The organism is Bradyrhizobium sp. CCBAU 11386, assembly GCF_028128955.1.
Taxonomy (GTDB): Bacteria; Pseudomonadota; Alphaproteobacteria; order Rhizobiales; family Xanthobacteraceae; genus Bradyrhizobium.
This window is the reverse complement of record NZ_LBKA01000238.1, coordinates 1-23,297: the sequence shown is the minus strand read 5'-3', so window position 1 is coordinate 23,297 and position 23,297 is coordinate 1. Positions and strand designations below refer to the sequence as shown.

21 protein-coding genes are annotated in these 23,297 nt (G+C 65.1%); 16 read left to right on the top strand and 5 right to left on the bottom strand.

The window, feature by feature from the left end; translation table 11 throughout:
* Positions 1-129: 129 nt before the first annotated feature.
* Positions 130-1,488, bottom strand: a complete 1,359-nt coding sequence (locus tag XI09_RS25345) for an aromatic ring-hydroxylating dioxygenase subunit alpha (protein ID WP_271569274.1) — start codon at positions 1,486-1,488, stop codon at positions 130-132.
* Between the two features lie 115 nt (positions 1,489-1,603).
* Here XI09_RS25345 and XI09_RS25340 point away from each other — a divergent pair, with 115 nt between their 5' ends.
* Both XI09_RS25340 and XI09_RS25335 read left to right on the top strand, forming a co-directional pair.
* A complete protein-coding gene (locus XI09_RS25340) occupies positions 1,604-2,389 on the top strand; it encodes an IclR family transcriptional regulator domain-containing protein (protein WP_271569273.1) in 786 nt (261 codons plus the stop codon).
* A gap of 124 nt (positions 2,390-2,513) precedes the next feature.
* Positions 2,514-2,846: a PRC-barrel domain-containing protein gene (locus XI09_RS25335; protein WP_271569272.1), complete on the top strand. Its 333-nt coding sequence runs from the start codon at positions 2,514-2,516 to the stop codon at positions 2,844-2,846.
* 100 nt (positions 2,847-2,946) lie between these two features.
* Here XI09_RS25335 and XI09_RS25330 read toward each other — a convergent pair whose 3' ends face one another.
* Complete coding sequence (locus tag XI09_RS25330) at positions 2,947-3,339, bottom strand: group II truncated hemoglobin (RefSeq protein WP_271569331.1); 393 nt, start codon at positions 3,337-3,339, stop codon at positions 2,947-2,949.
* A gap of 265 nt (positions 3,340-3,604) precedes the next feature.
* A complete protein-coding gene (locus XI09_RS25325) occupies positions 3,605-4,513 on the bottom strand; it encodes a helix-turn-helix transcriptional regulator (RefSeq protein WP_271569271.1) in 909 nt (302 codons plus the stop codon).
* A 122-nt stretch (positions 4,514-4,635) separates the two neighbouring features.
* Here XI09_RS25325 and XI09_RS25320 point away from each other — a divergent pair, with 122 nt between their 5' ends.
* From XI09_RS25320 to boxB, 4 genes are all read left to right on the top strand, one after another.
* Complete coding sequence (locus XI09_RS25320; protein WP_271569270.1) at positions 4,636-6,177, top strand: benzoate-CoA ligase family protein; 1,542 nt, start codon at positions 4,636-4,638, stop codon at positions 6,175-6,177.
* Positions 6,178-6,437: 260 nt separating this feature from the next.
* Positions 6,438-7,256 (top strand): alpha/beta fold hydrolase, encoded by an 819-nt coding sequence (locus XI09_RS25315; protein WP_271569269.1) that lies wholly within the window; start codon positions 6,438-6,440, stop codon positions 7,254-7,256.
* Between the two features lie 277 nt (positions 7,257-7,533).
* Positions 7,534-9,222 (top strand): 2,3-epoxybenzoyl-CoA dihydrolase, encoded by a 1,689-nt coding sequence (gene boxC, locus XI09_RS25310; protein WP_271569268.1) that lies wholly within the window; start codon positions 7,534-7,536, stop codon positions 9,220-9,222.
* A 118-nt stretch (positions 9,223-9,340) separates the two neighbouring features.
* On the top strand, positions 9,341-10,792 hold the full coding sequence (gene boxB / locus XI09_RS25305) for a benzoyl-CoA 2,3-epoxidase subunit BoxB (RefSeq protein ID WP_028172728.1): 1,452 nt from the start codon (positions 9,341-9,343) through the stop codon (positions 10,790-10,792).
* An 85-nt stretch (positions 10,793-10,877) separates the two neighbouring features.
* Here the strand turns inward: boxB and XI09_RS25300 are convergent, their stop codons facing one another.
* Entirely contained in the window at positions 10,878-11,678 is an 801-nt protein-coding gene (locus tag XI09_RS25300; RefSeq protein ID WP_271569267.1) for an SDR family oxidoreductase, read from the bottom strand.
* Positions 11,679-11,916: 238 nt separating this feature from the next.
* A complete protein-coding gene (locus XI09_RS25295; protein WP_271569266.1) occupies positions 11,917-12,975 on the bottom strand; it encodes a polysaccharide deacetylase family protein in 1,059 nt (352 codons plus the stop codon).
* A gap of 165 nt (positions 12,976-13,140) precedes the next feature.
* Here XI09_RS25295 and XI09_RS25290 point away from each other — a divergent pair, with 165 nt between their 5' ends.
* From XI09_RS25290 to phoB, 10 genes are all read left to right on the top strand, one after another.
* Positions 13,141-14,535: an OmpA family protein gene (locus XI09_RS25290; RefSeq protein WP_271569265.1), complete on the top strand. Its 1,395-nt coding sequence runs from the start codon at positions 13,141-13,143 to the stop codon at positions 14,533-14,535.
* Positions 14,536-14,537: 2 nt separating this feature from the next.
* Positions 14,538-14,840, top strand: coding sequence for a hypothetical protein (locus tag XI09_RS25285; RefSeq protein ID WP_271569264.1), 303 nt, complete (start codon positions 14,538-14,540; stop codon positions 14,838-14,840).
* Between the two features lie 456 nt (positions 14,841-15,296).
* Complete coding sequence (locus XI09_RS25280) at positions 15,297-16,352, top strand: lysylphosphatidylglycerol synthase domain-containing protein (protein WP_271569263.1); 1,056 nt, start codon at positions 15,297-15,299, stop codon at positions 16,350-16,352.
* 57 nt (positions 16,353-16,409) lie between these two features.
* Positions 16,410-17,708: an ATP-binding protein gene (locus tag XI09_RS25275; RefSeq protein WP_271569262.1), complete on the top strand. Its 1,299-nt coding sequence runs from the start codon at positions 16,410-16,412 to the stop codon at positions 17,706-17,708.
* 144 nt (positions 17,709-17,852) lie between these two features.
* Positions 17,853-18,866: a phosphate ABC transporter substrate-binding protein PstS gene (gene pstS / locus XI09_RS25270; RefSeq protein ID WP_271569261.1), complete on the top strand. Its 1,014-nt coding sequence runs from the start codon at positions 17,853-17,855 to the stop codon at positions 18,864-18,866.
* Positions 18,867-19,006: 140 nt separating this feature from the next.
* Entirely contained in the window at positions 19,007-19,996 is a 990-nt protein-coding gene (gene pstC, locus XI09_RS25265) for a phosphate ABC transporter permease subunit PstC (RefSeq protein ID WP_271569330.1), read from the top strand.
* Positions 19,997-20,000: 4 nt separating this feature from the next.
* A complete protein-coding gene (pstA, locus tag XI09_RS25260) occupies positions 20,001-20,846 on the top strand; it encodes a phosphate ABC transporter permease PstA (RefSeq protein ID WP_271569260.1) in 846 nt (281 codons plus the stop codon).
* A complete protein-coding gene (pstB, locus tag XI09_RS25255) occupies positions 20,843-21,664 on the top strand; it encodes a phosphate ABC transporter ATP-binding protein PstB (protein WP_271569259.1) in 822 nt (273 codons plus the stop codon). Before pstA ends, pstB begins: the two co-directional genes overlap by 4 nt.
* Before the next feature lie 11 nt (positions 21,665-21,675).
* On the top strand, positions 21,676-22,392 hold the full coding sequence (gene phoU, locus XI09_RS25250) for a phosphate signaling complex protein PhoU (RefSeq protein WP_271569258.1): 717 nt from the start codon (positions 21,676-21,678) through the stop codon (positions 22,390-22,392).
* 22 nt (positions 22,393-22,414) lie between these two features.
* Positions 22,415-23,122 carry a phosphate regulon transcriptional regulator PhoB gene (gene phoB / locus XI09_RS25245; protein WP_008143479.1) on the top strand — a complete coding sequence of 236 codons (708 nt, stop codon included), beginning with the start codon at positions 22,415-22,417 and terminating at the stop codon, positions 23,120-23,122.
* Positions 23,123-23,297 lie beyond the last annotated feature (175 nt).

The following is a 23,297-nucleotide window of genomic DNA, read 5'->3' as shown; positions in this document are numbered from 1 at the left end:
TTCACACTCGCTCCGCTGCCGTAGGGTGGGCAAAGCGAAGCGTGCCCACCGCGTCTATCGTCCGGACAGAAGCTTGGTGGGCACGGCGCTTTGCGCCTTTGCCCACCCTACGGGTTCGGTGCACGAACGTCACTCCGCCGCCGTCAACCGATGCACGTTATCCGCGATCTCCTTCGGCACCGGCGCGGTCCAGGGCGCGCCGCGGCGGCGCTTGACGTCGACCTCCATCCAGTAGGTCTCCCAGCCCCGCGTCGGCCCGATGCCGTCCATGGTCGCCGGTCCCTGGATGCTGCGCGCGTTGGCCTCGTCCAAGAACAGCATCGGCCTCTCGCCGCCGCCGACCTTCTCGATCTCCTGCCGCAGCAGGCGGCGATATTGCACGATCGCCTTGTCGCTCTGGCCGAGATGCTCCTTGGTGCGGTCCTGGATCGCGCCCATCGACTCCACCGCCCACTGGTCGTGGACGTTGATGTCGTTGCCCATGCCGGTATAGGTCGCGGTCTGCTGCTCGTGCGGATCGAAACCGTAATCGTTGCCGCTGTTCTTGCGCGATTTGTAGTCGGGCAGCTCATAGAGCTCGAGCCGCTGGTCGCGCATCTTCTTCTTGTCGACAGGGTTGGTGTAGCTGGTGAAGATCGCGTACCAGTAGCAGTTCTCGTCGTCGACCGGCACGTGCCACTGCGTGATCGTCATCTCCGTGCTCATGGGGATGACGAAGCCGTGCGGGAACAGCTGGTTGGTGACGCGCACATGGGTGCGCTCCTCGTCGATCTCGCGCAGCGCGATCAGCCGCAGGCCGTATTCGGTGTGCTCGACATTGATGATCGGGCGGTCGTATTCGCGCAGGATCTTCGTCATCGGCAGGTCGCTGCCCGCGGAGGCGCCGCGGAACTGCTTGCCGTAGGCGGTGGAGGTGTCCTCGTCCTCGAAGAAGCGATGCAGGTAGGAGGCGTGCGCGGGGTCGATGCCGACCTCGAGCGCCTGCAGCCAGTTGCAGGCCATGTGGCCCTTGAACGCAAACGTATGCGTGCCGGGTGCGACGAAGCAATCGATCTCCGGGAAGGCCGGTGGCTCACCCTCGCCGAGCCAGGCCCAGAGGATGCCGCTCTTCTCCACCACGGGATAAGAGCGCTGGCGGATGTTCTGGCAGAGCTTTGAATCCTTCGGCTCGGCCGGGGTCTCGATGCACTGGCCGGTGGCGTCGAACAGCCAGCCATGGAAGGCGCAGCGCAGACCGCCATGCTCGAGCCGCCCGAAGGCGAGGTCGGCGCCGCGATGCGCGCAGTGGCGGTCGATCAGGCCGTAGCGCCCTCGCTCGTCGCGGAACAGCACCAGGTTCTCGCCGAGCAGTTTGACCGGGCGGATCGGGCGCGCACCTTCCAGCTCGTCGACCAGCGCCGCCGGCTGCCAGTAGCTCCGCATCAGCTTTCCGCACGGGTCCTTCGGCCCGGTGCGGGTGATCAGGTCGTTCTGCTCCTGGCTCATCATGGCGGTCGCGTCCTTTTTCTGGAGGGGCGTTTTGTTCGCCTATTGAACGAATGGGCGAATTATGACATGCCTTGGATCGGGAGCAAGCACTATTTTGCAGGAAAGTCCCGGCGCCATGCCCAAGCTGAAGCGGAGCGAGAGCGACGAGCGCGCGACGGATTTCGTCGAAAGCCTCGATCGTGGCCTGCGCCTGCTTCAGTGCTTCGGCACGACGGCAGGCCCGATGACCTTGAGCGATCTCGCCCGCGCCGCCGATCTTCCGCGAGCCACCGCCCGGCGCATGCTGTTCACGCTCCAGCGTGGCGGCTTCGTTGCCGGTGACGGCAAGCTGTTCTCGCTGACGCCGCACGTGCTGACGCTGGCGGCGTCTTATTTGCGTTCCAATCAGCTCGTCACGGTCCTGCAACCGGTGCTCGATCGCGTCGCAACAGCGGCAAACGAAATTTCCTCGCTCGCCGTGCTCGACGGTGACGACGTCGTGTTCGTCGCGCGCAGCAGTCCGGCGCGGATGTTTTCGGGCGGGCTCGAAATCGGCTACCGCCTGCCGGCCTTCTGCACCTCGGTCGGCCGTGCCATGCTCGGCCAGCGCGACGATGCCGAACTTGCCGCACGCCTGAAGGCGATGAAGCGTGAGGCGCTGACGCCGCAGACGGTGACCGATCCCAGGGCGCTGCTCGCACGGATCGTTGCCGACCGCGCGCAGGGCTACTCACTGGTCGACCGCGAGGCCGAGCCGCATTTCCGCTCGATCTCCGTCCCCGTCCGCCGCTATGACGACGTGATCGTCGCAGCCATCAACATGGGCGCCCATGTCGACCGCGTGCCGGCGCAGGAGCTGATCGACCGCTTCCTGCCGCTGCTGCGCGAGGGCGCCGAAGCGGTGCGTTCGCGGTTGCTGTAGGCCGTAGCCAGTAGCCCGGGTGAGCGCAGCGATACCCGGGAAAGTGTCGCAGACCCCGGATGTCGCTTCGCTCATCCGGGCTACGAGACTATAATGCGCTCCACCCAAGACGAGGGAGGATGCCATGCACCATACCATGGTTCCCAGTGATCGCGTGGAGCACGTCGCCGTCTACGGGCGCGACGGCACGAAACTCGGCACGATCGAGCGACTGATGCTCGACAAGGTCAGCGGAATGGTCACCTATGCCGTGATCAAGACCGGCGGACTGCTCGGTACTCATCACCATTATCCGGTGCAGTGGAGCGCGCTGAAATACGATCCAGGACGGCAGGCGTTCCAGATCGAGTTGACGCTGGACCAGCTCAGCAGCGGCCCGTGTGAGTTCGATGGCGACGCGTTCGACTGGGGTGACCGCTCGCGGCCCTACCCGCATCCGCATTACTGGTCGATCTAGCGGCGCAGCAATCTTTGTAGCCCGGGTGAGCGAAGCGAGACCCGGGACCGCCGGCCGCAGAGTCCCGGATGTCGCTTCGCTCATCCGGGCTACGGTACTGTTACCGGTTGCGCATCCAGTCGGCGAGGCCGGACAGTGCCTTGTCGAGGTCCTGCCGCGCGGCAGCGTCCGTGATTGTCTCCTCCAGCGCGCCGCGCATGCAGGTGAGCCAGGCATCGCGTTCTGCATCGCCGATGGCAAAGCCGATATGCCGCTGGCGCAACCGCGGATGGCCTTTCTCAACCGAATAAAGTCTTGGTCCGCCGGTCCATTCGGTGAGATAGCGCTTCAGCACGTCCCTGATCAGGCCGAGATCGGCTGCGTGCATCACGCGGATGGTCTCCGCCTCCGGCAGCGTATCCATCCGCTCATAGAAACGCTCGACCAGCCGGTCGATCGTGGCACTGCCGCCGATCCGCTCGAACATGGAGATTGCGACGTCGCTATCGGTCATCATGAATCCCAAGGCTTGCTGCTCGGCGCTGATATAGTGTTGCTGGAGGTCGCGCAAAGCCCTTGCTGTCGTCCCGGACAAGCGCAGCGAAGCGGAGCGCTGATCCGGGACCCATAACCACAGGGAGCAGTTTTGCGATGACTCGTGGTTACCAGCTCGCGCAACAACTTCTCCCTGGGGGTATGGGTCCCGGATCAGCGCGCGCTTGTGGCGCGCTCGTCCGGGACGATAGCGGAGTGTGTAGCTCTTGCGAGGTCCAAACGACCTACAGCGCCACGCTGCGCAGACCAAAACTGCGGGCTTCGTTCTGCAGCACCGGCCGCACCGCGTCGATCAGGCGCGCGGCGGCGGCATCCACGCTGAGTCCTGCGGTATCCACCACCGCCGTCGCACGCGCATACAATGGCTCGCGGCTGCGCAAAATGTTGCGCAACTCCGTCATGGCGGAACGATCGTCCGCCATCGGACGCAGGTCGCCCTGGCGGCGGACGCGGGCCATGTGCTCCTCGGGCTCGGCCTTCAGCCAGATCGTGTAGAACGACGACAGGATCTGGTCGAAGGTCAGGGGCTCCGAGACGATGCCGCCGCCGGTCGCCAGCACCATCAGCTCGTTGCGCGCGAGCAGCTGTTGCAGCGCCGCCTGCTCCATGCGGCGAAAGCCTTCCTGGCCGTACAGCGCGATGATCTCGGCGACCGAGAGGCCGTTCTGCTGCTCGACCTCCTTGTTGAGCTCGACAAAGCTCCAGCCGACCTTCTTCGCCAGGATCTTGCCGAGCGTGGACTTGCCGGCGCCGCGCAGGCCGATCAGCGCGATGCCGCAGAACGGCGCGCGGCGCGGCGCCGATGCGCTGCCGCCAGCGAGCAGATCCTTGGCCTGCGCGATCTGCGCAGTCGTCGCCTTGCGCAGCAGGTCGCGAAACATCTGCCAGTCCGGCGTCGGATCGGCGCTGGGCAGCAGATCTTCGAGATGCGCGCCCATCGCGTCGGAGACGCGGCGGAGCAGCACGATAGAGACATTGCCCTTGCCGCTTTCGAGCTGCGCGATGTAGCGCTCCGAGATTCCTGATACCTTGGCGAGCACTTTGCGCGACATGCCGCGCAGTGCGCGCATGGTGCGCACGCGTTGGCCGAGCTGTTCGAGAAATCGGGATTCGGCGTCGGGACTGTCGGTCATGAGCCTTCTTTAGCGAATGTCCTGCGGCGCATTTTAATGAAACATAATGCCTGCTAGCATTGACAGCAAGCCGCCGCAGTGTCTTTCTATGAATTATAATTCTAAATTCGGGGGAGAAGTCCGTGAGCGAGGGATCCTATAACGCGGTGACCTGGCTGCTCGACCGTAACGTCGAGGAGGGGCGTGGCAACAAGCTCGCCTTCGACGACACCGTCTCGCGGCTCACCTATGGCGAGCTCCAGCGCGAAAGCCGCCGCGCCGCCAACATGCTGCGCCGTCTCGGCGTCCGCCGCGAGGAGCGCGTGGCGATGATCATGCTCGATACGGTCGATTTCCCGATCGTGTTCCTGGGCGCGATCCGCGCCGGCATCGTGCCGGTGCCGCTGAACACGCTGCTGACCGCAGATCAATACGCCTACATCCTCGCCGACTGCCGTGCCCGCGTGCTGTTTGTCTCCGAAGCGCTCTATCCCGTCATCAAGGACGTCGTCGGCCGCATGCCCGATCTCGAGCATGTCGTGGTCTCCGGCGCCAAGCAGAACGGCCACAAGCAACTCGCCGAGGAGCTCGCGGGCGAGAGCGATCAGTTCACCACCGCCGCGACGCATCCGGACGAGCCCGCCTTCTGGCTCTATTCGTCCGGCTCGACCGGCATGCCCAAGGGCGTGCGCCATCTGCATTCGAACTTGCAGGCGACCGCCGACACCTATGCAAAGCAGGTGCTCGGCATTCGCGAGAGCGACGTCTGCCTCTCCGCAGCAAAGCTGTTCTTCGCCTATGGCCTCGGCAATGCGCTGACCTTCCCGATGTCGGTCGGCGCCACCGTGGTGCTGAACAGCGAGCGTCCGACGCCCGCACGCATGTTCGACCTGATGAACCGCTACAACCCGTCGATCTTCTACGGCGTGCCGACCTTGTTCGCGGCCATGCTCAACGACGAGACGATGAAGAGCGAGCGTGGCGGAAAATCGCTGCGCATCTGCACCTCGGCCGGCGAGGCGCTGCCGGAATCCGTCGGCAACAGCTGGAAGGCGCGCTTCGGCGTCGACATTCTCGACGGCGTCGGCTCGACCGAGCTGCTGCACATCTTCTTGTCGAACGCGCCCGGCGACATCAAATACGGCTCCTCCGGCAAGCCGGTGCCGGGCTACGCGGTTCGGCTCGTCAACGAGGCCGGTCAGGAGGTGGCCGATGGCGAGGTCGGCGAGCTCCTGGTCGATGCGCCTTCCGCCGGCGAAGGCTATTGGAACCAGCGCCACAAGAGCCGCCGCACCTTCGAGGGCCCGTGGACCCGCACCGGCGACAAATATGTCAGGGATGCCGAGGGCCGCTACACCTTCTGCGGCCGCGCCGACGACATGTTCAAGGTCTCCGGCATCTGGGTCTCGCCGTTCGAGGTCGAGAGCGCGCTGATCACGCATCCGGCGGTGCTGGAAGCCGCCGTCGTGCCCGAGGCCGATCCGGAAGGCCTTCTGAAACCGAAGGCCTTCGTCGTGCTGCGTCCGGGCGTGAAGACGACGGACTTGCAGGAGATGCTGAAGGAGCACGTCAAGCAGAAGATCGGACCGTGGAAATATCCGCGCTGGATCGACGTGGTGGACTCGCTGCCGAAGACCGCGACGGGCAAGATCCAGCGGTTCAAGCTGCGGGACGGCGCGAATTGAGCGTGCGCACGTCGAGTGTGATCGATACTTCTGCGGCAAGCCTCACTGCGCTCCCTCCCCCCTTGCGGGGGAGGGCAGGGGAGGGGGGTAGCCCAGGAAAAGGTATTCGTTGTCGCGTGCCAGACGTTCTTCGTCACACTGAGAGTCCCCGTATGGCACCCCCCTCCCTAGCCCTCCCCCGCAAGGGGGGAGGGAACGACGGAGTGAGCGGCGCGTGATTGCGTTCCTCGCTGGACAAGGCAGAAGAGCAGAGTGACAGCATGACCAACCTCACCCCCACCGGCTTCCTCCGCATCGGCAACGCCAGCCTCGAATACAAATGGCTGGCGCCGCAATCAGCCGACGCACCGACCATCGTCATGCTGCACGAGGGCCTCGGCTCGGTCGGCCTCTGGGGCGACTTTCCGGAAAAGCTTCGAGAGGCCACCGGTGCCGGCATCTTCGTCTATTCGCGGGCGGGCTACGGACAGTCGAGCCCGGTCGCGCTGCCGCGGCCGCTCGATTACATGCAGCGCGAGGCGCTGGATGTGCTGCCGAAACTGCTCGATGCCATCGGCTTCAAGCGTGGCCTCCTGCTCGGCCATTCCGACGGCGCCTCGATCGCGACGATCTATGCCGGCGCGCATCAGGATCATCGCCTGAACGGCCTCGTGCTGATCGCGCCGCATTTCATCGTCGAGGACATCTCGGTGAAGTCGATCGCGGAAATCAAGACCGCCTATGAGACCACCGATCTCAAGACGAAGCTCGCGCGCTGGCACAAGGACGTCGACAACGCCTTCTATGGCTGGAACGGCGCCTGGCTCGATTCGAAATTCCGCGACTGGGACATCTCGGAATATCTCGCCTATATCCGCGTCCCTGTCATGGTCCTGCAAGGTGTGGACGACCAATATGGCACACTGCGCCAGGTCGAGATCGCGCAGGACGAGTGTTATTGTCCGGTAGATTTGAAAGTCATTTCAGGCGCGGGACATTCCCCGCATCGTGAAGCGCCGGGGGCGACGCTTGACGCGATTGAGCCATTTGCAAAGGCGGCCCTGCGCGACGATCAGGGACTTCAGGGACGCGCCGCATGATGTTGCGGCGGCGCGCACCTTTCATGAGTGCGCCGCCGAATGCGAGCGGCCAATTGCCGTGGCCGCGATGGGCCTATGTGCCGGGCGAGGCCGCCGGGCTGGATGCCGACGACGAGACGCTCGACATGGCCAAGGCGCTGGTGCCCTCGGCCTTGTGCGGTCCTAGGCGGTGGCATGAAACAAAGTGCATGTCTTGGCCGTTAGGGGCTAGACTCACTCCAGAATGTGCACTATTGTGCATCTAACGGTTAAACCAAGACGAACTCAAGGGTGGCCCATGGCCGGGGAAGATCGGCGCCTCGCAGGCGGCGCGACATTCATCGATTTCCAGACCGAACCGTCCCGCTACAAGCACTGGAAGCTCGCGGTCGATGGCGACGTCGCCACGCTGACCATGGACGTCGACGAGAATGGCGGCCTGTTCGAGGGCTATCTGCTCAAGCTCAATTCCTACGACCTCGGCGTCGACATCGAGCTTGCCGATGCGATCCAGCGGCTGCGCTTCGAGCATCCCGAGGTGAAGGTCGTGGTGATGCGCTCGGCCAAGAACCGCGTGTTCTGTGCCGGCGCCAACATCCGCATGCTCGCGGGCTCCACCCACGCCCACAAGGTCAACTTCTGCAAGTTCACCAACGAGACCCGCAACGGCATGGAGGATTCGTCCGAGAATTCCGGCCAGCGCTTCATCACCGTGGTGAACGGCTCGGCGGCCGGCGGCGGCTATGAGCTGGCGCTTGCGACCGATCACATCATCCTCGCCGACGACGGTGCCTCTTCGGTGGCGCTGCCCGAAGTGCCGCTGCTCGCGGTGCTGCCGGGCACCGGCGGCCTCACCCGCGTCGTCGACAAGCGCAAGGTGCGCCGCGACCATGCCGACTTCTTCTGCACCATCGAGGAAGGCGTGAAAGGCAAGCGCGCCGTGCAGTGGCGTCTCGTCGACGAGATCGTGCCGAACTCCAAGCTGGAAGGCAGGATTGCCGAGCGCGTCAAGGAATTCGCAGCTGCCTCCAAACGCAGCGGCAGCGGCAAGGGCATTGCGCTGACGCCGCTCAGGCGCATCATCGACGAGACCAGCCTGCGCTATGGCTTCGTCACCGTCGACATCGATCGTGCCGCCCGCATCGCCACCATCTCGATCAAGGCGCCGGAGGCCGCTCCGCCTGCCGACATCGACGGCATGATGGCGCAGGGCGCTTCGTTCTGGCCGCTCCAGGTCGCGCGCGAGCTCGACGATGCGATCCTGCATCTGCGCATCAACGAGCTCGAGATCGCCATGCTGGTGTTCAAGAGCCACGGCGACCGCGCCCATGTGCTCGCAGCCGACGCCTTCCTCGAAGCCAACAAGGCGCACTGGCTGGTCAACGAGATCAGGCATTACTGGAAGCGCGTGCTGAAGCGCATCGACGTCACCTCGCGCACGCTGGTGACGCTGGTCGAGCCCGGCTCCTGCTTTGCCGGCACGCTCGCCGAGCTCGTCTTCGCCGCCGATCGCTCCTACATGCTGATCGGCACCCGCCAGGGCGACAACCGGCCGCCGCCGTCGATCGAACTGTCGGCGATGAACTTTGGCCCGTATCCGATGAGCCATGGCCTGACGCGGCTTCAGTCGCGCTTCCAGGCCGACCCGTCCGATCTGGAGCGCGCCGAAGCCACCGTCGGCACCAGTCTGGACGCCGAGGAGGCCGAGGAGCTCGGCCTCGTCACCTTCGCGCTCGACGACATCGACTGGGATGACGAGGTCCGCGTGTTTCTGGAGGAGCGCGCCAGCTTCTCGCCCGACAGCCTCACCGGCATGGAAGCCAGCCTGCGCTTCGTCGGCCCGGAGACGATGGAATCAAAGATCTTCGCGCGCCTCACCGCCTGGCAGAACTGGATCTTCCAGCGCCCGAACGCGGTCGGCGAGGAAGGCGCGCTGCGCCGCTACGGCAGCGGGCAGAAGCCGAAATTCGATATGACACGGGTGTAGGGGCGAATGGGGAGTGGCGAATAGCGAATGGTGCATTTCAATTCGCTACTCGCCATTCGCGAGCCCGCAAGACGATGACAGCGATCACGTAACTCAGTCCCCACACGGGAGGTCCACCATGAACATGAACATCATGAACGTCGACTACTCGACCAAGATTCCGAACAACGTGAATCTCGCCGAAGACCGCCAGGTGCTGAAGGCCCTGGAAGGCTGGCATCCCGGCTATATGGACTGGTGGAGCGACATGGGGCCGGAAGGTTTTCAGGAGTCGCTGGTGTATTTGCGCACCGCCTACTCCGTCGATCCGCGCGGCTGGGCCAAGTTCGACTATGTCCGCATGCCCGAATATCGCTGGGGCATCCTGCTTGCGCCGCAGGAAGAGAACCGCGTCGTTCCGTTCGGCGAGCATTATGGCGAGCCGGCCTGGCAGGAGGTGCCGGGCGAGCATCGCGCCATGCTGCGCCGCCTGATCGTGATTCAGGGCGACACCGAGCCGGCCTCGGTCGAGCAGCAGCGCCATCTCGGCAAGACCGCGCCCTCGCTCTACGACATGCGCAACCTGTTCCAGGTCAATGTCGAGGAAGGCCGCCACCTCTGGGCGATGGTCTACCTGCTCCAGAAATATTTCGGCCGCGACGGCCGCGAGGAAGCCGACGATCTGCTGCGCCGCCGCTCCGGCGATGCGGATGCGCCGCGCATGCTGGGCGCCTTCAACGAGGCGACGCCGGACTGGCTGTCCTTCTTCATGTTCACCTACTTCACCGACCGCGACGGCAAGATGCAGCTGCACAGCCTCGCGCAGTCGGGCTTCGACCCGCTCTCGCGCACCTGCCGCTTCATGCTCACGGAAGAAGCGCACCACATGTTCGTCGGCGAGACCGGCATCACCCGTGTCGTGCAGCGCACCTGCGATGCAATGCGCGAAGCCGGCATCACCGATCCCACCGACATCGCCAAGGTCCGCGCGCTCGGTGTGATCGACCTGCCGACCATCCAGAAGAAGCTGAACCTGCACTACACGCTGTCGCTCGACCTGTTCGGCTCGGAGGTCTCGACCAACGCGGCGAACGCCTTCAACGCCGGCATCAAGGGCCGCTATCACGAGACCCAGATCGAGGACGATCACCAGCTCAAGAACGCCACCTATCCGGTGCTCAAGTTCATCAACGGCGAGATCAAGCTGGTCGACGAGCCGGCGCTGACCGCGCTCAACATGCGCCTGCGCGACGATTACAGCCAGGATTGCGTCAAGGGCATGCTGCGCTGGAACAAGGTGATCTCGACCGCGGGCTACGACTTCAAGCTGACCCTGCCCAACGTCGCCTTCCACCGCCACATCGGCGAGTTCAAGGACGTCCATGCGACGCCCGACGGCATTTTGATCGACGATGCCACCTGGGCCAAGCGCAAGGACGAATGGCTGCCTTCGACGGCCGACGGCGACTTCATCACCTCGCTGATGCAGCCCGTCACCGAAACCGGCAAATTCGCCTCCTGGATCTCGCCGCCGAAAGTCGGCATCGACAACAAGCCCGGCGATTTCGAGTATGTAAAGATCGAGTCGTGAGGTGGTTGGCGAATAGTGGATGGCGAGTAGCGAGTAGCGAAAGAGCAGCTACTCGCCATTCGCTACTCACCATTCGCGTGCACTGCTACCCCGCGATCTCCAGCCCCGCATTGGCGTAGACCACGCCGCCGTCCACCGCGATGGTGTTGCCGACCACGTAATCGCCCGCACGCGAGGCGAGATAGATCGCGACCCCCGCCATGTCCTCGGCGGTTCCGATGCGCCGCGCCGGAATGCGCTTGGCGACCTCGTCCGCGTGGTCGCGTGCGGCCCGGTTCATGTCGGACTTGAACGCGCCGGGCGCGATCGCGGTGACGTTGATGTTGTCCTTGATCAGCTTCGTCGCCATGCGCCGTGTCAGATGGATCACGGCGGCCTTGCTGGCGGCGTAGGAATAGGTCTCGCTCGGATTGACGAAGATGCCGTCGACCGAGGCGATGTTGATGACCTTGGCCGGACGTTCTGGGCTTGCAGCCGCGCGCAGCGGTTTGGCCAGCGCCTTGGTCAGGAAGAACAGCGACTTGACGTTGAGGTCCATCACCTTGTCCCAGCCGCTTTCGGGGAATTCGTCGAACTCCGCGCCCCAGGCCGCCCCGGCATTGTTGACGAGGATGTCGAGCTTCGGCTCCAGCTTGATGATTTCGCCGGCGAGCTTGTTGCAGCCTTCGACGGTCGAGATGTCGATCGGCAGCGCGATGCACTCGCCGTCATACTGGCCTGACAGCTCTTTCGCCGTCGCCTCGCACGGTCCCGCCTTGCGCGCGGTGATGTAGACCTTCGCCGCGCCTTGCGCGAGGAAACCCGCCGCGATCATCTTGCCGATGCCGCGCGAGCCGCCGGTCACGAGTGCGATGCGGCCTTTGAGCGAGAACAGATCGTTGAACATGGTGCCTCCCTTGGTTGGTGACGTTTTGGGCGGGGAGGAAGGGGGAGTCAACTCAGCTCGTCGTCCCGGACAAGCGCAGCGAAGCGGAGCGCAGATCCGGGACCCATAATCACAGGGAGCAGTTGTAGCGCGAGGCTGTTAACCCCGAGTCTTCGCCCAACGCGGTTTCGTGGATATGGGTCCCGGATCTGCGCGCGCTTTGGGCGCGCTTGTCCGGGACGACAGCGGAGTTTTGGGCTTACGCCGCCGCAATCCGGCGGAAGCCGTTCCACATCGCGGTCGCGGCGCCCGAGGTCAGCACCGGCAGGATCCGCGTGTCCTGGTAGTTGCCGTTGAGCGAGACGCGCGGCAGCGCGGTCATGTGGCCGGCGTTCTCGGCGAACAGCATGCCCGGCCGCGTCGTCACCGCGGTCTTGAAGCCGGCCGATGCGGCCAGCGCAAATTCGCGCTCGCCGGCTGCCTCGCGGTCGCCATAGGGATAGGCGAAGTGCAACACGGGACGCTCCAGGGCCTGTTCGATCCGCGTGCGGCTCACCGCCATCTCCTGCGCGGCGATCTCCTCGCTCTGCCTGGCGAGATTGCAATGGCTGATGGAGTGCGCGCCGATCGTGACCAGCGGATCTGCGGCCAGCTGCTTCACCCCGTCCCAGGACAGGCAGAGGGTGCGGCACAGCGCTTCCATGTCGACGCCATGCCTGGTGCAGAGCGCCGCGATCTCGCGCGAGAGATCATGCTCGCCCGGCAGCGCGCGCAGCCAGTCGTGCAGGCGGTCGAACGCCGCCTGTTTCGCGGCAGGCGTCGTCGCATCGAGCCGGAGCGTGGAATTGCCGATTCTTACGTCGATCTGCTCGGCCCCGGCGATCACGGCTTCCAGCGCCGTCCACCACAGCCGCCCCGTGCCCTCGGCGAAATTGCTGGCCACATAGACCGCCAAAGGCGCGTCAAATTCGCGCAGCACCGGCAGCGCATAGTCCAGATTATCGCGATAGCCGTCGTCGAGGGTGAAGGCGGCGAAGCGGCGGGTGAACCGGCCCTGCACCAGCCGCTCATGCAGTTCGTCCATGCCGACGATGTCGATGTCGCGCGAGCGCAGATGGCGCAGCGTCGCGCGCAGGAAATCCGGGGTGACCTCCAGATGCCGGTTCGGCTGGAACGCGGCCTCGCGGGCCGGCCGCACGTGGTGCAGCATGAAAATGGCGCCGACGCCCGACAGGAGCGGGCGCAGCAGGTGGTGCGCTCCGCTGAAATAGAGTGCTCCCAGCCCGGCGCGGATGACGTTGTTACGAAGTTGTTTCATGACCCGCTGGCGGACTCTGGCATTCCGCTTTCAACTTACGGAAGAACCCTTGAAGAAAAAGTTATTCCAATTGTCCACGCAAAGGCCTTGCGAGGGCCGCCATTTCCGGTTTGACAGCCTGCCAAGGGTTTGTTTTGTCTCCGGTTCCAGAGTTCGGGTCGTCGAATGCAGAAGCTTTTCAGGTGGGCCAGCAAATGGTGGCCAGGGCTGATCCCCCTGGCCGTCATGTGGGGATTTGCGGCCTGGAATAACACCTTACCGGTCGAGGCGGACCTGTCCGCCCGCAGCTCGGCGGCGCTCAAGGATACCGTTCTGGACAAGACCCGGATCGCGGTGGACGGCCGCGACGTCAGCCTGGCCGCGGACGCCTTTTCCGAGGAAGGGCGCCGTGACGCCGTGATGGCGGTGGAGATCGTCCCGGGCGTACGCCTGGTCGACGACCGGACCCGCCTCGTTGCCGAGGCAAAGCCCTTCGTCTGGAACGCCGAACGTGACGTGGTGCGGGTGACGCTGTCGGGCTCCGCGCCCTTGCCGTCGATGAAGGCCCGGCTGACGGAGGCGGCGCGCAAGGAGGTCGGCGGCGTCGAGGTGGCCGATCAGATGAGGCTGGCGCGTGGCGCGCCACCGCGTTTCGAGGCCGCCGCGATGCTTCTGCTCGACCAGATCGGCAAGCTCAAGGACGGCAAGATCACGATCTCCGACACCCAGGTCAATCTGTCCGGAATGGCGCGCGAGCTCGGCGGACGCGAGGCGATCGCGGCTGCGCTGAAGAATTTGCCGGAAGGGTTCTCGATCGCCGCCAACGACATCAAGGCGCCGCCCTACATCTTCCAGGCCTACAAGGACCCGGTTGCCGCGACCGTGACGCTGACCGGCTATGTTCCCGACAACAATGTCCACGCGGCGATCGCAACCAGCGCGTCGCGAAAATTCTTCAACGAGAAGGTCGTCGACAATCTCAAGGCCAGCCTCGGCGCGCCCGGCGCCTTCAACCCCGCCGTGGTCGCAGCGCTCGGAGCGCTGTCGCGGCTGTCGACCGGCACGCTCGTGGTGTCCGATCGCGAGGTGAAGCTGTCGGGCGATGCGCTCTATGAAGGCGCCGCCAACGACATCCGCGCCGGCCTCGGCAAGGACTTCCCGAAAAACTGGCAGTACAAGCCGGAAATCACGGTGAAGCCCGCGCCGGGCCCGGTCGACGGCACTGTCTGCCAGCAATTGTTCTCCGAGCTCCTGACCAAGGGCAAGATCCGCTTCGCAACGAAGCGCGCCGACATCGATCCGGACTCTGCGGGAATCCTCGACCATCTGATCGAGACGGCGCTGCGCTGTCCCACCACCAATATCGAGGTCGCCGGGCACACTGATGCCGACGGTGAGGACGCGTTCAACCAGGCCCTCTCGGAGAAGCGCGCGCAGGCGGTGATCGACTATCTGGTCAAGGCCGGCCTTCCCGCCAGCCGTTTCACCGCGGTCGGCCACGGCAGCACGCAGCCCGTCGCCGGCAACGACACCGACGACGGCAAGGCGCAGAACCGCCGCATCGAATTTCTGGTGAGGTGACGATGCCCTATCTCCTCTCGTTCCATCTGGGCTGGCTGATCGGATCGCTGGTGCTGGGCTTCTGCATGGGCTGGATCTCGGTGGTCCAGCGCGGCAACGGTACCTCGAAGGTCGCCGCGCGCTGGCTCGCCGCGCTCGCCGTCGCGCTGGTCGCGGCCTCGTTCGCGCATGTGGTCCCCGGCCGCTTCGGCTACTGGCTCGACCTCGGCCTCATCATGTTCGCCTGCTACCTGGTCGGCTGCACCATCGGCGCCTGGCTGCGCGACCGGGTGGTCTCGCGCAGCGCGCCGCCAGCCGCCCTGTGATGTTGCCATGCACCCTGACCATTGCGGTCAGGAGCCGGCGCCTGCCGCCACGGCCTTTCGGCACATCGGAAAATCGGTGCACAATGCGCCTCTCGCCCCTCTTTCAACAGGCGGGCGCGGCCCATAGATTGACGTCGGCTTAAGGCGTGACGGAACATTGTGCGGCCGAAATCATCAAAACTTCATGGCGCCTGCGCAGGATTGCCATGGAGATTCGTGTCAGCCTTGCCGCCGAAAGCGCCAAACCGTGCATCAGGAGCCCGCAATCTGCCTAAAACATTGAAGGCACGAGTTTTTGTTCGAATTGCCGAATTCCACTCCGCCCCAAAACGCGCTAGTGGAGGGGCAGGGGGCATGCGCGATGCCGGAGCCGGCGGCGAGGGTTCGTTGAGTGCCTGTGCGTCGTCCGCCTGTTCGCCGGCCGTCCCGGCCGCTGAAGCGTTGTTCGAGGTCTAGATGCTGGAAGCCATACGCAGGGCGATGACGTTGCTGCGCCAGAAGCAAATCCTGCATAAGCTTGGAGTTGTGATCAGCGTCGCGGTCATCGGCATCGCTTGCTATGTGCTCTACCACATGCTGCGCGGCATCGACTTCAACGAGGTGATCGAGGCGATCAAGAGCACCGAGCCGAGCCAGATTGCGATGGCGGCGCTGTTCGTGGCCGCGGGCTATTTCACCCTGACCTTCTACGACCTGTTCGCCGTGCGCGCGATTGGCCACGCCCATGTGCCTTACCGCATCAATGCGCTCGCCGCCTTCACCAGCTATTCGATCGGCCACAATGTCGGCGCCAGCGTCTTCACCGGCGGCGCGGTGCGCTACCGCATCTATTCGGCCTATGGGCTGAACGCGATCGACGTCGCAAAGATCTGCTTCCTCGCCGGCCTGACCTTCTGGCTCGGCAATGCCGCCGTGCTGGGCCTCGGCATCTCCTACCATCCGGAGGCGGCTTCCTCGATCGACCAGCTTCCGCCCTGGCTGAACCGGACGCTGGCGCTGATGATCATCGTGGGACTGGTCGGCTATGTGGTCTGGGTCTGGACCCAGCCGCGCGTGGTCGGCCGCGGGCCCTGGACCGTGATGCTGCCGGGCGGTCCGCTGACGCTGCTCCAGATCGCGATCGGCATCATCGATCTCGGCTTCTGCGCGCTCGCGATGTACGTGCTGGTCCCGGACGAGCCCAATCTCGGCTTCGTCGTGGTCGCCGTCATCTTCGTCTCGGCGACCCTGCTCGGCTTTGCCAGCCACTCGCCCGGGGGACTCGGGGTGTTCGACGCCGCAATGCTGGTCGGCCTCTGGCAGATGGACCGGGAGGAACTCCTCGGCGGCATGCTGCTGTTCCGCGTCCTCTATTATCTGTCCCCCTTCGTCATATCTGTAATCTTGCTGACGTTTCGCGAAGTTATAATCGGCGCCCGATCGAAGCGTTTGCAGCAGGCGGCGCTCAAGCTCGACCCCGGCCCGGCGCGTGAAGCCGCCTATGTGAGAGAGCGCAGCGACAGCGGCGCCTGATCGGCCAAGCCGTCAGGACAAGGCCGTCAGGACAAGCCCTTAGGAGAAGCCCGCCCGATGGCGATCGACGCCCCTTCTTCTCCCACCGCGCAGCCCTGGTCCGACCGGCTGCGGCACTCGACGATCATCCTGATCGCCGCGGCGCTGGCGCTGTCGGTCGTGGTCTCGCTCGGCGAATTGTCGGCGTTGCACGCCATTGCCGTGTTCCTCTGCATCGCCGCTGCGGCGCTGATCCCCTGGCGGCTGCACGACACCGCCGCCTCGCGCGACGATGTCAGGCGCATCAACCCGGTCGAGAGCGCCGCGGTGGCCGCGGTCGTCGCCGGCATGCCGGACCCGGCGGTGCTGCTCGACCGCGCCGGCCGCGTCATCCATCTCAACGCGGCCGCGGCCCAGCTCGCGCCGGCGCTGCGCAGGAACGAGCTCGCCCAGTTCGCACTGCGCTCGCCGGAGATCATCACGGCGCTACGCGAGTCGATCGCGACCACCGAGCCGCGGCGCGCGACCTATCTCGACCATGTCCCGGTCGATCGCTGGATGGAGCTGATCATCACGCCGGTGCCGGTGCCGACCACCTTCGGCGGCGCCGACAAATGCATGCTGATGACCTTCCACGACCAGACGCCGCTGCGCCGCGTCGAGGAGATGCGGGCCGACTTCGTCGCCAATGCCAGCCACGAGCTGCGCACGCCGCTCGCGGCGCTGTCGGGCTTCATCGACACGCTCCAGGGCCAGGCCAAGGACGACCCCAAGGCGCGCGAGCGCTTCCTCGGCATCATGCACAACCAGGCCACCCGCATGGCGCGCCTGATCGACGATCTGCTCTCGCTGTCGCGGGTCGAGCTGTCGGCCCATGTGCGGCCCGACACCCTGGTCGACCTGCTGCCGATCATCCGCCAGGTCGCCGACGGGCTCGAGCCGCTGGCGCGCGAGCGCCAGGTCGAGGTCGAGATCCATCTGCCGGAGCCGCCGGTGATGATCGCGGGCGACCGCGAGGAGCTGCTCCGCCTGTTCGAGAACCTCATCGAGAACGCGCTCAAATACGGTGCCTCGGGCGGACGCGTCATCGTGTCGCTGACCTCGGGCGCCGCCACTGATGGAACTCAGGAAATCCGGGTCATGGTCCGGGATTTCGGCCCCGGCATCGCGCCCGAGCACCTGCCACGGCTGACCGAACGGTTCTACCGGGTCGACGTCGGCGACAGCCGCCTGCAGGGCGGGACCGGGCTCGGATTATCGCTGGTGAAACATATTCTTAACCGGCATCGCGGCCGGCTTGTGATCGAAAGCGTGCCCAAACAGGGCGCCACCTTCACCGCCTGCTTTCCCCAGGTCAGGGCTCCGGTCATAACCTGAAACTCAAGCGATTTCAATTGCTTGGGGGTGTCATCCGACTGTCACGAAACCTTCGTAAAAGCACAGCCGACCGCTCCTAAAGGGGCGGCACGGGGAGCGCGATCGGGCGCGGATGGCGCTTCGCTCCCCTGTATGGAGACCAGCATGAATTTCCTCAAAACGATCGTCGCTGCCGGCTTGGTCGCCGCATCGACGACGGCAGCCTTTGCTGCCGACATCACCGGCGCCGGCGCGACGTTCCCGTTCCCGATCTATTCCAAGTGGGCTGACGCCTACAAGAAGGAGACCGGCAATGGTCTGAACTACCAGTCGATCGGTTCCGGCGGCGGCATCAAGCAGATCCAGGCCAAGACCGTGACCTTCGGCGCCAGCGACGCGCCGCTCAAGGCCGAGCAGCTCGAGAAGGACGGCCTCGTCCAGTGGCCGATGGTGATGGGTGCCATCGTTCCGGTCGTCAACATCGAGGGTGTGAAGCCGGGCGAGATGGTGTTCGACGGCGAGACGCTCGCCAGCATCTATCTCGGCAAGATCACCAAGTGGGACGATGCCGCGATCAAGAAGCTCAATCCGAACCTGAAGCTGCCGTCGGAGGCGATCACCGTGGTCCGCCGCTCGGACGGTTCGGGCACCACCTTCAACTTCACCAACTACCTCTCCAAGGCCAGCGCGGACTGGAAGAGCAAGGTCGGTGAGGGCACGGCCGTCGAGTGGCCGGTCGGCGTCGGCGCCAAGGGCAACGAGGGCGTGTCCGGCAACATCGGCCAGACCAAGAACTCGATCGGCTACGTCGAGTACGCCTATGCCAAGCAGAACAAGCTGACCTACGCAGGTCTCGTCAACAAGGCCGGCAAGCCGGTGCAGCCGACCGTCGAAGCCTTCCAGGCGGCCGCCTCCAACGCCGACTGGGCCAAGGCGCCCGGCTACTACGTCATCCTGACCGACCAGCCCGGCGACAAGTCCTGGCCGATCACGGCGGCGACCTTCATCCTCATGCACAAGGATGCCACCGACAAGGCGGCCTCGCAGGAAGCCATCAAGTTCTTCCGCTGGGCCTTCAAGAACGGCGGCAAGGCGGCTGAAGAGCTCGACTACATCCCGATGCCCGAGGGTGTCGTGACCCTGATCGAGAAGACCTGGGCTGCCGAGATCAAGAGCTAAGCGCCCCTGTCCCGGACAGCGCGCCGGGATCTCAAGAGACCTCCGCTCCGGATCGGCCTCGTGCCGCATCCGGAGCGCAAGACCAACAACAAGACCGACAGCAAGCGTTATAACGGGCACAGGGGATCGGCGTGGCAGAGATGGCCGTTCAGAGCGATGTAATCGACGACGCCGGACCGTATGATCGCGCCAAGGCCTTGAGCGCGTTCAAGCTCGGCGACGTCACCTTCTACTGGATCACGCGGCTCTCCGCGATCTCGGTGCTGCTGATCCTCGGTGGCATCATCATTTCGCTGATCGTCGGCGCCTTCCCGGCGATGAAGGAATACGGCGTCTCCTTCCTGTGGACGCAGCGCTGGGCGCCGTCGGCGGATCCGCCCGTGCTCGGCGCGCTCGGGCCGATGTACGGCACGCTCGTCACCTCCTTCATCGCGATGCTGATCGCCATTCCCGTCGGCCTCGGCATTGCGATCTTCCTCACCGAGCTCTGTCCGCAATGGCTGCGCCGCCCGATCGGGATGGCGATCGAGCTGCTCGCCGGCATCCCCTCGATCATCTATGGCATGTGGGGCTTCTTCGTGCTGGGCCCGTTCCTGGCCAACACGTTCCAGCCCTTCATGATCAAGATCTTTGACGGCGTCCCTGTCTTGGGCGCGATCTTCGCGGGTCCGCCGTCCTATCTCAGCCTGTTCAACGCCGCGCTGATCCTCGCCATCATGGTGCTGCCCTTCATCACCTCGATCTCGGTCGACGTGTTCAAGACGGTGCCGCCGGTGCTGAAGGAGGCCGCCTACGGCGTCGGCTGCACCACCTGGGAAGTCGTGCGCAGCGTGGTGATCCCCTACACCCGCGTCGGCGTCATTGGCGGCGTCATGCTGGCGCTGGGCCGCGCGCTCGGCGAGACCATGGCGGTGACTTTCATCATCGGCAACTCGTTCCGCATCTCCTCCTCGATCTTCGCGCCGGGTACTACGATCTCGGCGGCGATCGCATCCGAGTTCGCCGAGAGCGACGGCCTGCATCAGTCCGGCCTGATCCTGCTCGGCCTGCTGCTGTTCGTGCTGACGTTCTTCGTGCTCGCAGCGGCACGGCTGATGCTGATGCGGCTGGAAAAGAAGGCGGGGAACTAACGCCATGAACCCGATCTATTCACGCCGCCGCCGCAAGGACATCCTCGTTCGCGGACTCTGCATGGCCGCCGCCGCCTTCGGCGTTACCTGGCTTGCGCTGATCCTGATCACGCTGCTCTACAACGGCATCGCCGGTCTGAACCTTGAGATTTTCGTGGCAGACACGCCGCCTCCGGGCTCGACCGAAGGCGGCCTGCGCAACGCCATCGTCGGTTCGATCATCATGACCGTGCTCGGCGTTGGCATCGGCGCACCGCTCGGCCTGTTCGCCGGCACCTATCTCGCGGAGTACGGCCGCAACGACAAGCTGACCTCGGTGATCCGCTTCATCAACGACATCCTGCTCTCGGCGCCCTCGATCATCATCGGCCTGTTCATCTACGGCGCGGTGGTGGTGCCGATGCGCGGCTTCTCGGCGATCGCAGGCAGCCTCGCGCTCGCCGTCATCGTCATCCCGGTGGTGCTGCGCACGACCGAGGACATGCTGCTGCTGGTGCCGAACGCGCTGCGCGAGGCGGCGTCCGCCCTCGGTCTGCCGCGTTCGCTGGTGATCAAGCGGATCGCCTATCGCGCCGCCCGCTCCGGCCTCATCACCGGCGTGCTGCTCGCAACCGCCCGCGTCGCCGGTGAGACCGCGCCGCTGCTGTTCACCGCGCTGTCGAACCAGTTCTTCAGCCTTGGCCTGAACAAGACGATGGCGAACCTGCCGGTCACCATCAACAACTTCGTCCAGAGCCCCTACGCCTATTGGAAGCAGCTTGCCTGGAGCGGCGCGCTGCTGATCACGATTACCGTGCTTGCCCTGAACATTGGCGCGCGCATCCTTGGCGCCGAGAGGACCGCAAAATGAGTGAGCTTTCCGTATCGATGAGCGCGTCCGGTGGACTGCCCCAGGCGTCGGTGTTGCCCGAGGCCCCGGCCAAGGTGACGGTGCGCAACCTCAACTTCTATTACGGCGAGCACCACGCGCTGAAGAACATCAACCTGACGCTCGGCACCAACCGCGTCACCGCGTTCATCGGCCCGTCGGGCTGCGGCAAGTCGACCCTGCTGCGCATCTTCAACCGGATGTATGACCTCTATCCGGGCCAGCGCGCCACCGGCCAGCTCATGCTCGACCAGACCAACATCCTCGACCCCAGGCTCGACCTCAATCTGCTGCGCGCCCGCGTCGGCATGGTGTTCCAGAAGCCGACGCCGTTCCCGATGACGATCTACGAGAACATCGCCTTCGGCATCCGCCTCTACGAGAAGATCTCGAAGTCCGAGATGGACGACCGCGTCGAGAAGGCGCTGCGCGGCGGCGCTCTGTGGAACGAGGTCAAGGACAAGCTCAACGCCTCCGGCCTGTCGCTCTCCGGCGGCCAGCAGCAGCGCCTCTGCATCGCCCGCACCGTCGCGGTGCGGCCCGAGGTGATCCTGTTCGACGAGCCCTGCTCGGCGCTCGACCCGATCTCGACCGCCAAGGTCGAGGAGCTGATCCAGGAACTGTCCGAGAACTACACGATCGCGATCGTCACCCACAACATGCAGCAGGCGGCGCGCGTCTCCGACAAGACCGCCTTCATGTATCTCGGCGAGCTGATCGAGTTCGACGACACCAGCAAGATCTTCACGTCGCCGAGCGACCGGCGAACGCAGGATTACATCACCGGCCGGTTCGGCTGAGGAGACGGAACATGGGTTCTGAACATACCGCAAAGGCCTTCGACACCGACCTCCAGGAGCTCACCCGGCTCGTCGCTGAGATGGGCGGGATTGCCGAGCGCATGATCGTCGATTCCGTCGACGCGCTGATCCGCCGCGACGTCGCGCTCGGCCAGCGCGTCGTCGCCACCGACACCGATCTCGACGCGCTGCAGAAGCGCATCGAGGAGCGCGCCGTGCTCACCATCGCCCGCCGCCAGCCGATGGCGGTCGATCTGCGCGAGATCGTCGGCGCCATGCGCGTTGCGACCGATCTCGAGCGCATCGGCGACCTCGCCAAGAACATGGGCAAGCGCGTCGCGGCGCTGGAGACGGATTTTCATCCGCTCAAGCTGTTCCGCGGCCTCGAGCACATGACCGACCTCGTGCAGCAGCAGGTCAAGTCGGTGCTGGACGCCTATGCCGCGCACGATCTGCCGGCGGCGATGGCGGTGTGGAAGGGCGACGAGGAAGTCGACGCCATCTGCACCTCGCTGTTCCGCGAGCTCCTCACCTACATGATGGAGGATCCGCGCAACATCTCGTTCTGCATCCATCTGATGTTCTGCGCCAAGAACATCGAGCGGATCGGCGACCACGCCACCAACATCGCCGAGACCGTGTTCTACATGATCGAAGGCCAGGCGATCACCGACAAGCGGCCGAAGGGCGACATGACGACCTTCGCCACGACGGTCCCGAATACCTGAAGACGCAAGGAGCGACGACACCATGGGCGCACGCATTATGGTGGTTGAGGACGAGGAAGCTCTCACCGAGCTTCTCCGCTACAACCTCGAAGGCGACGGCTATGACGTCGAGACGGTGATGCGCGGCGACGACGCCGACACCCGCCTCAAGGAACACATCCCCGATCTGATCGTGCTCGACTGGATGCTGCCGGGACTGTCGGGCATCGAGCTGTGCCGGCGGCTGCGGACCCGGCCCGAGACCAAGCAACTCCCGATCATCATGCTCACCGCGCGCGGCGAGGAGAGCGAGCGGGTGCGGGGCCTTGCGACCGGCGCGGACGACTACATCGTCAAGCCGTTCTCGGTGCCGGAGCTGCTGGCGCGCGTGAAGGGCCTGCTGCGGCGCGCCAGCCCCGAGCGGCTCGCCACCGTGCTCGCCTATGGCGACATCGAGCTCGATCGCGACAAGCGCCGCGTCGCGCGCTCGGGCCGGCCGATCGACCTCGGCCCGACCGAATATCGCCTGCTGGAGTTCTTCCTGGAGCATCCCGGCCGGGTGTTCTCGCGCGAGCAGCTGCTCGACAGCGTCTGGGGCCGCGACATCTACATCGACGAGCGCACCGTCGACGTCCATATCGGCCGCCTGCGCAAGCTGCTCAATCTCGGCCGCGAGCAGGACCCCATCCGCACCGTCCGCGGCGCCGGCTACGCGCTGGATGATCGCTTTGCGAAGGCGGAGCAGACGTAAGATTTGAAGACGTTGGTTTGGTGAGCTGCCGCCACAAGCTCAGCCGTCGTCCCGGACAAGCGTAGCTCCTGGCAACGCGTAGCGTTGCCCAGAGCGCAGCGCAGATCTACCGTCTTGTCTGTCAAGGGGGCCGATCGGCTGTAAGTGTGCGGCATCGTGCTCGGCAGTCAAGGCG

Bases quoted from the DNA above. Each gene is read 5' to 3' on its own strand.
- XI09_RS25345 (WP_271569274.1), bottom strand. From the start codon at position 1,488: ATGATGAGCCAGGAGCAGAACGACCTGATCACCCGCACCGGGCCGAAG.
- XI09_RS25340 (WP_271569273.1), top strand. From the start codon at position 1,604: ATGCCCAAGCTGAAGCGGAGCGAGAGCGACGAGCGCGCGACGGATTTC.
- XI09_RS25335 (WP_271569272.1), top strand. From the start codon at position 2,514: ATGCACCATACCATGGTTCCCAGTGATCGCGTGGAGCACGTCGCCGTC.
- XI09_RS25330 (WP_271569331.1), bottom strand. From the start codon at position 3,339: ATGACCGATAGCGACGTCGCAATCTCCATGTTCGAGCGGATCGGCGGC.
- XI09_RS25325 (WP_271569271.1), bottom strand. From the start codon at position 4,513: ATGACCGACAGTCCCGACGCCGAATCCCGATTTCTCGAACAGCTCGGC.
- XI09_RS25315 (WP_271569269.1), top strand. From the start codon at position 6,438: ATGACCAACCTCACCCCCACCGGCTTCCTCCGCATCGGCAACGCCAGC.
- boxC (WP_271569268.1), top strand. From the start codon at position 7,534: ATGGCCGGGGAAGATCGGCGCCTCGCAGGCGGCGCGACATTCATCGAT.
- boxB (WP_028172728.1), top strand. From the start codon at position 9,341: ATGAACATGAACATCATGAACGTCGACTACTCGACCAAGATTCCGAAC.
- XI09_RS25300 (WP_271569267.1), bottom strand. From the start codon at position 11,678: ATGTTCAACGATCTGTTCTCGCTCAAAGGCCGCATCGCACTCGTGACC.
- XI09_RS25295 (WP_271569266.1), bottom strand. From the start codon at position 12,975: ATGAAACAACTTCGTAACAACGTCATCCGCGCCGGGCTGGGAGCACTC.
- XI09_RS25290 (WP_271569265.1), top strand. From the start codon at position 13,141: ATGCAGAAGCTTTTCAGGTGGGCCAGCAAATGGTGGCCAGGGCTGATC.
- XI09_RS25285 (WP_271569264.1), top strand. From the start codon at position 14,538: ATGCCCTATCTCCTCTCGTTCCATCTGGGCTGGCTGATCGGATCGCTG.
- XI09_RS25280 (WP_271569263.1), top strand. From the start codon at position 15,297: ATGCTGGAAGCCATACGCAGGGCGATGACGTTGCTGCGCCAGAAGCAA.
- XI09_RS25275 (WP_271569262.1), top strand. From the start codon at position 16,410: ATGGCGATCGACGCCCCTTCTTCTCCCACCGCGCAGCCCTGGTCCGAC.
- pstS (WP_271569261.1), top strand. From the start codon at position 17,853: ATGAATTTCCTCAAAACGATCGTCGCTGCCGGCTTGGTCGCCGCATCG.
- pstC (WP_271569330.1), top strand. From the start codon at position 19,007: ATGGCCGTTCAGAGCGATGTAATCGACGACGCCGGACCGTATGATCGC.
- pstA (WP_271569260.1), top strand. From the start codon at position 20,001: ATGAACCCGATCTATTCACGCCGCCGCCGCAAGGACATCCTCGTTCGC.
- pstB (WP_271569259.1), top strand. From the start codon at position 20,843: ATGAGTGAGCTTTCCGTATCGATGAGCGCGTCCGGTGGACTGCCCCAG.
- phoU (WP_271569258.1), top strand. From the start codon at position 21,676: ATGGGTTCTGAACATACCGCAAAGGCCTTCGACACCGACCTCCAGGAG.
- phoB (WP_008143479.1), top strand. From the start codon at position 22,415: ATGGGCGCACGCATTATGGTGGTTGAGGACGAGGAAGCTCTCACCGAG.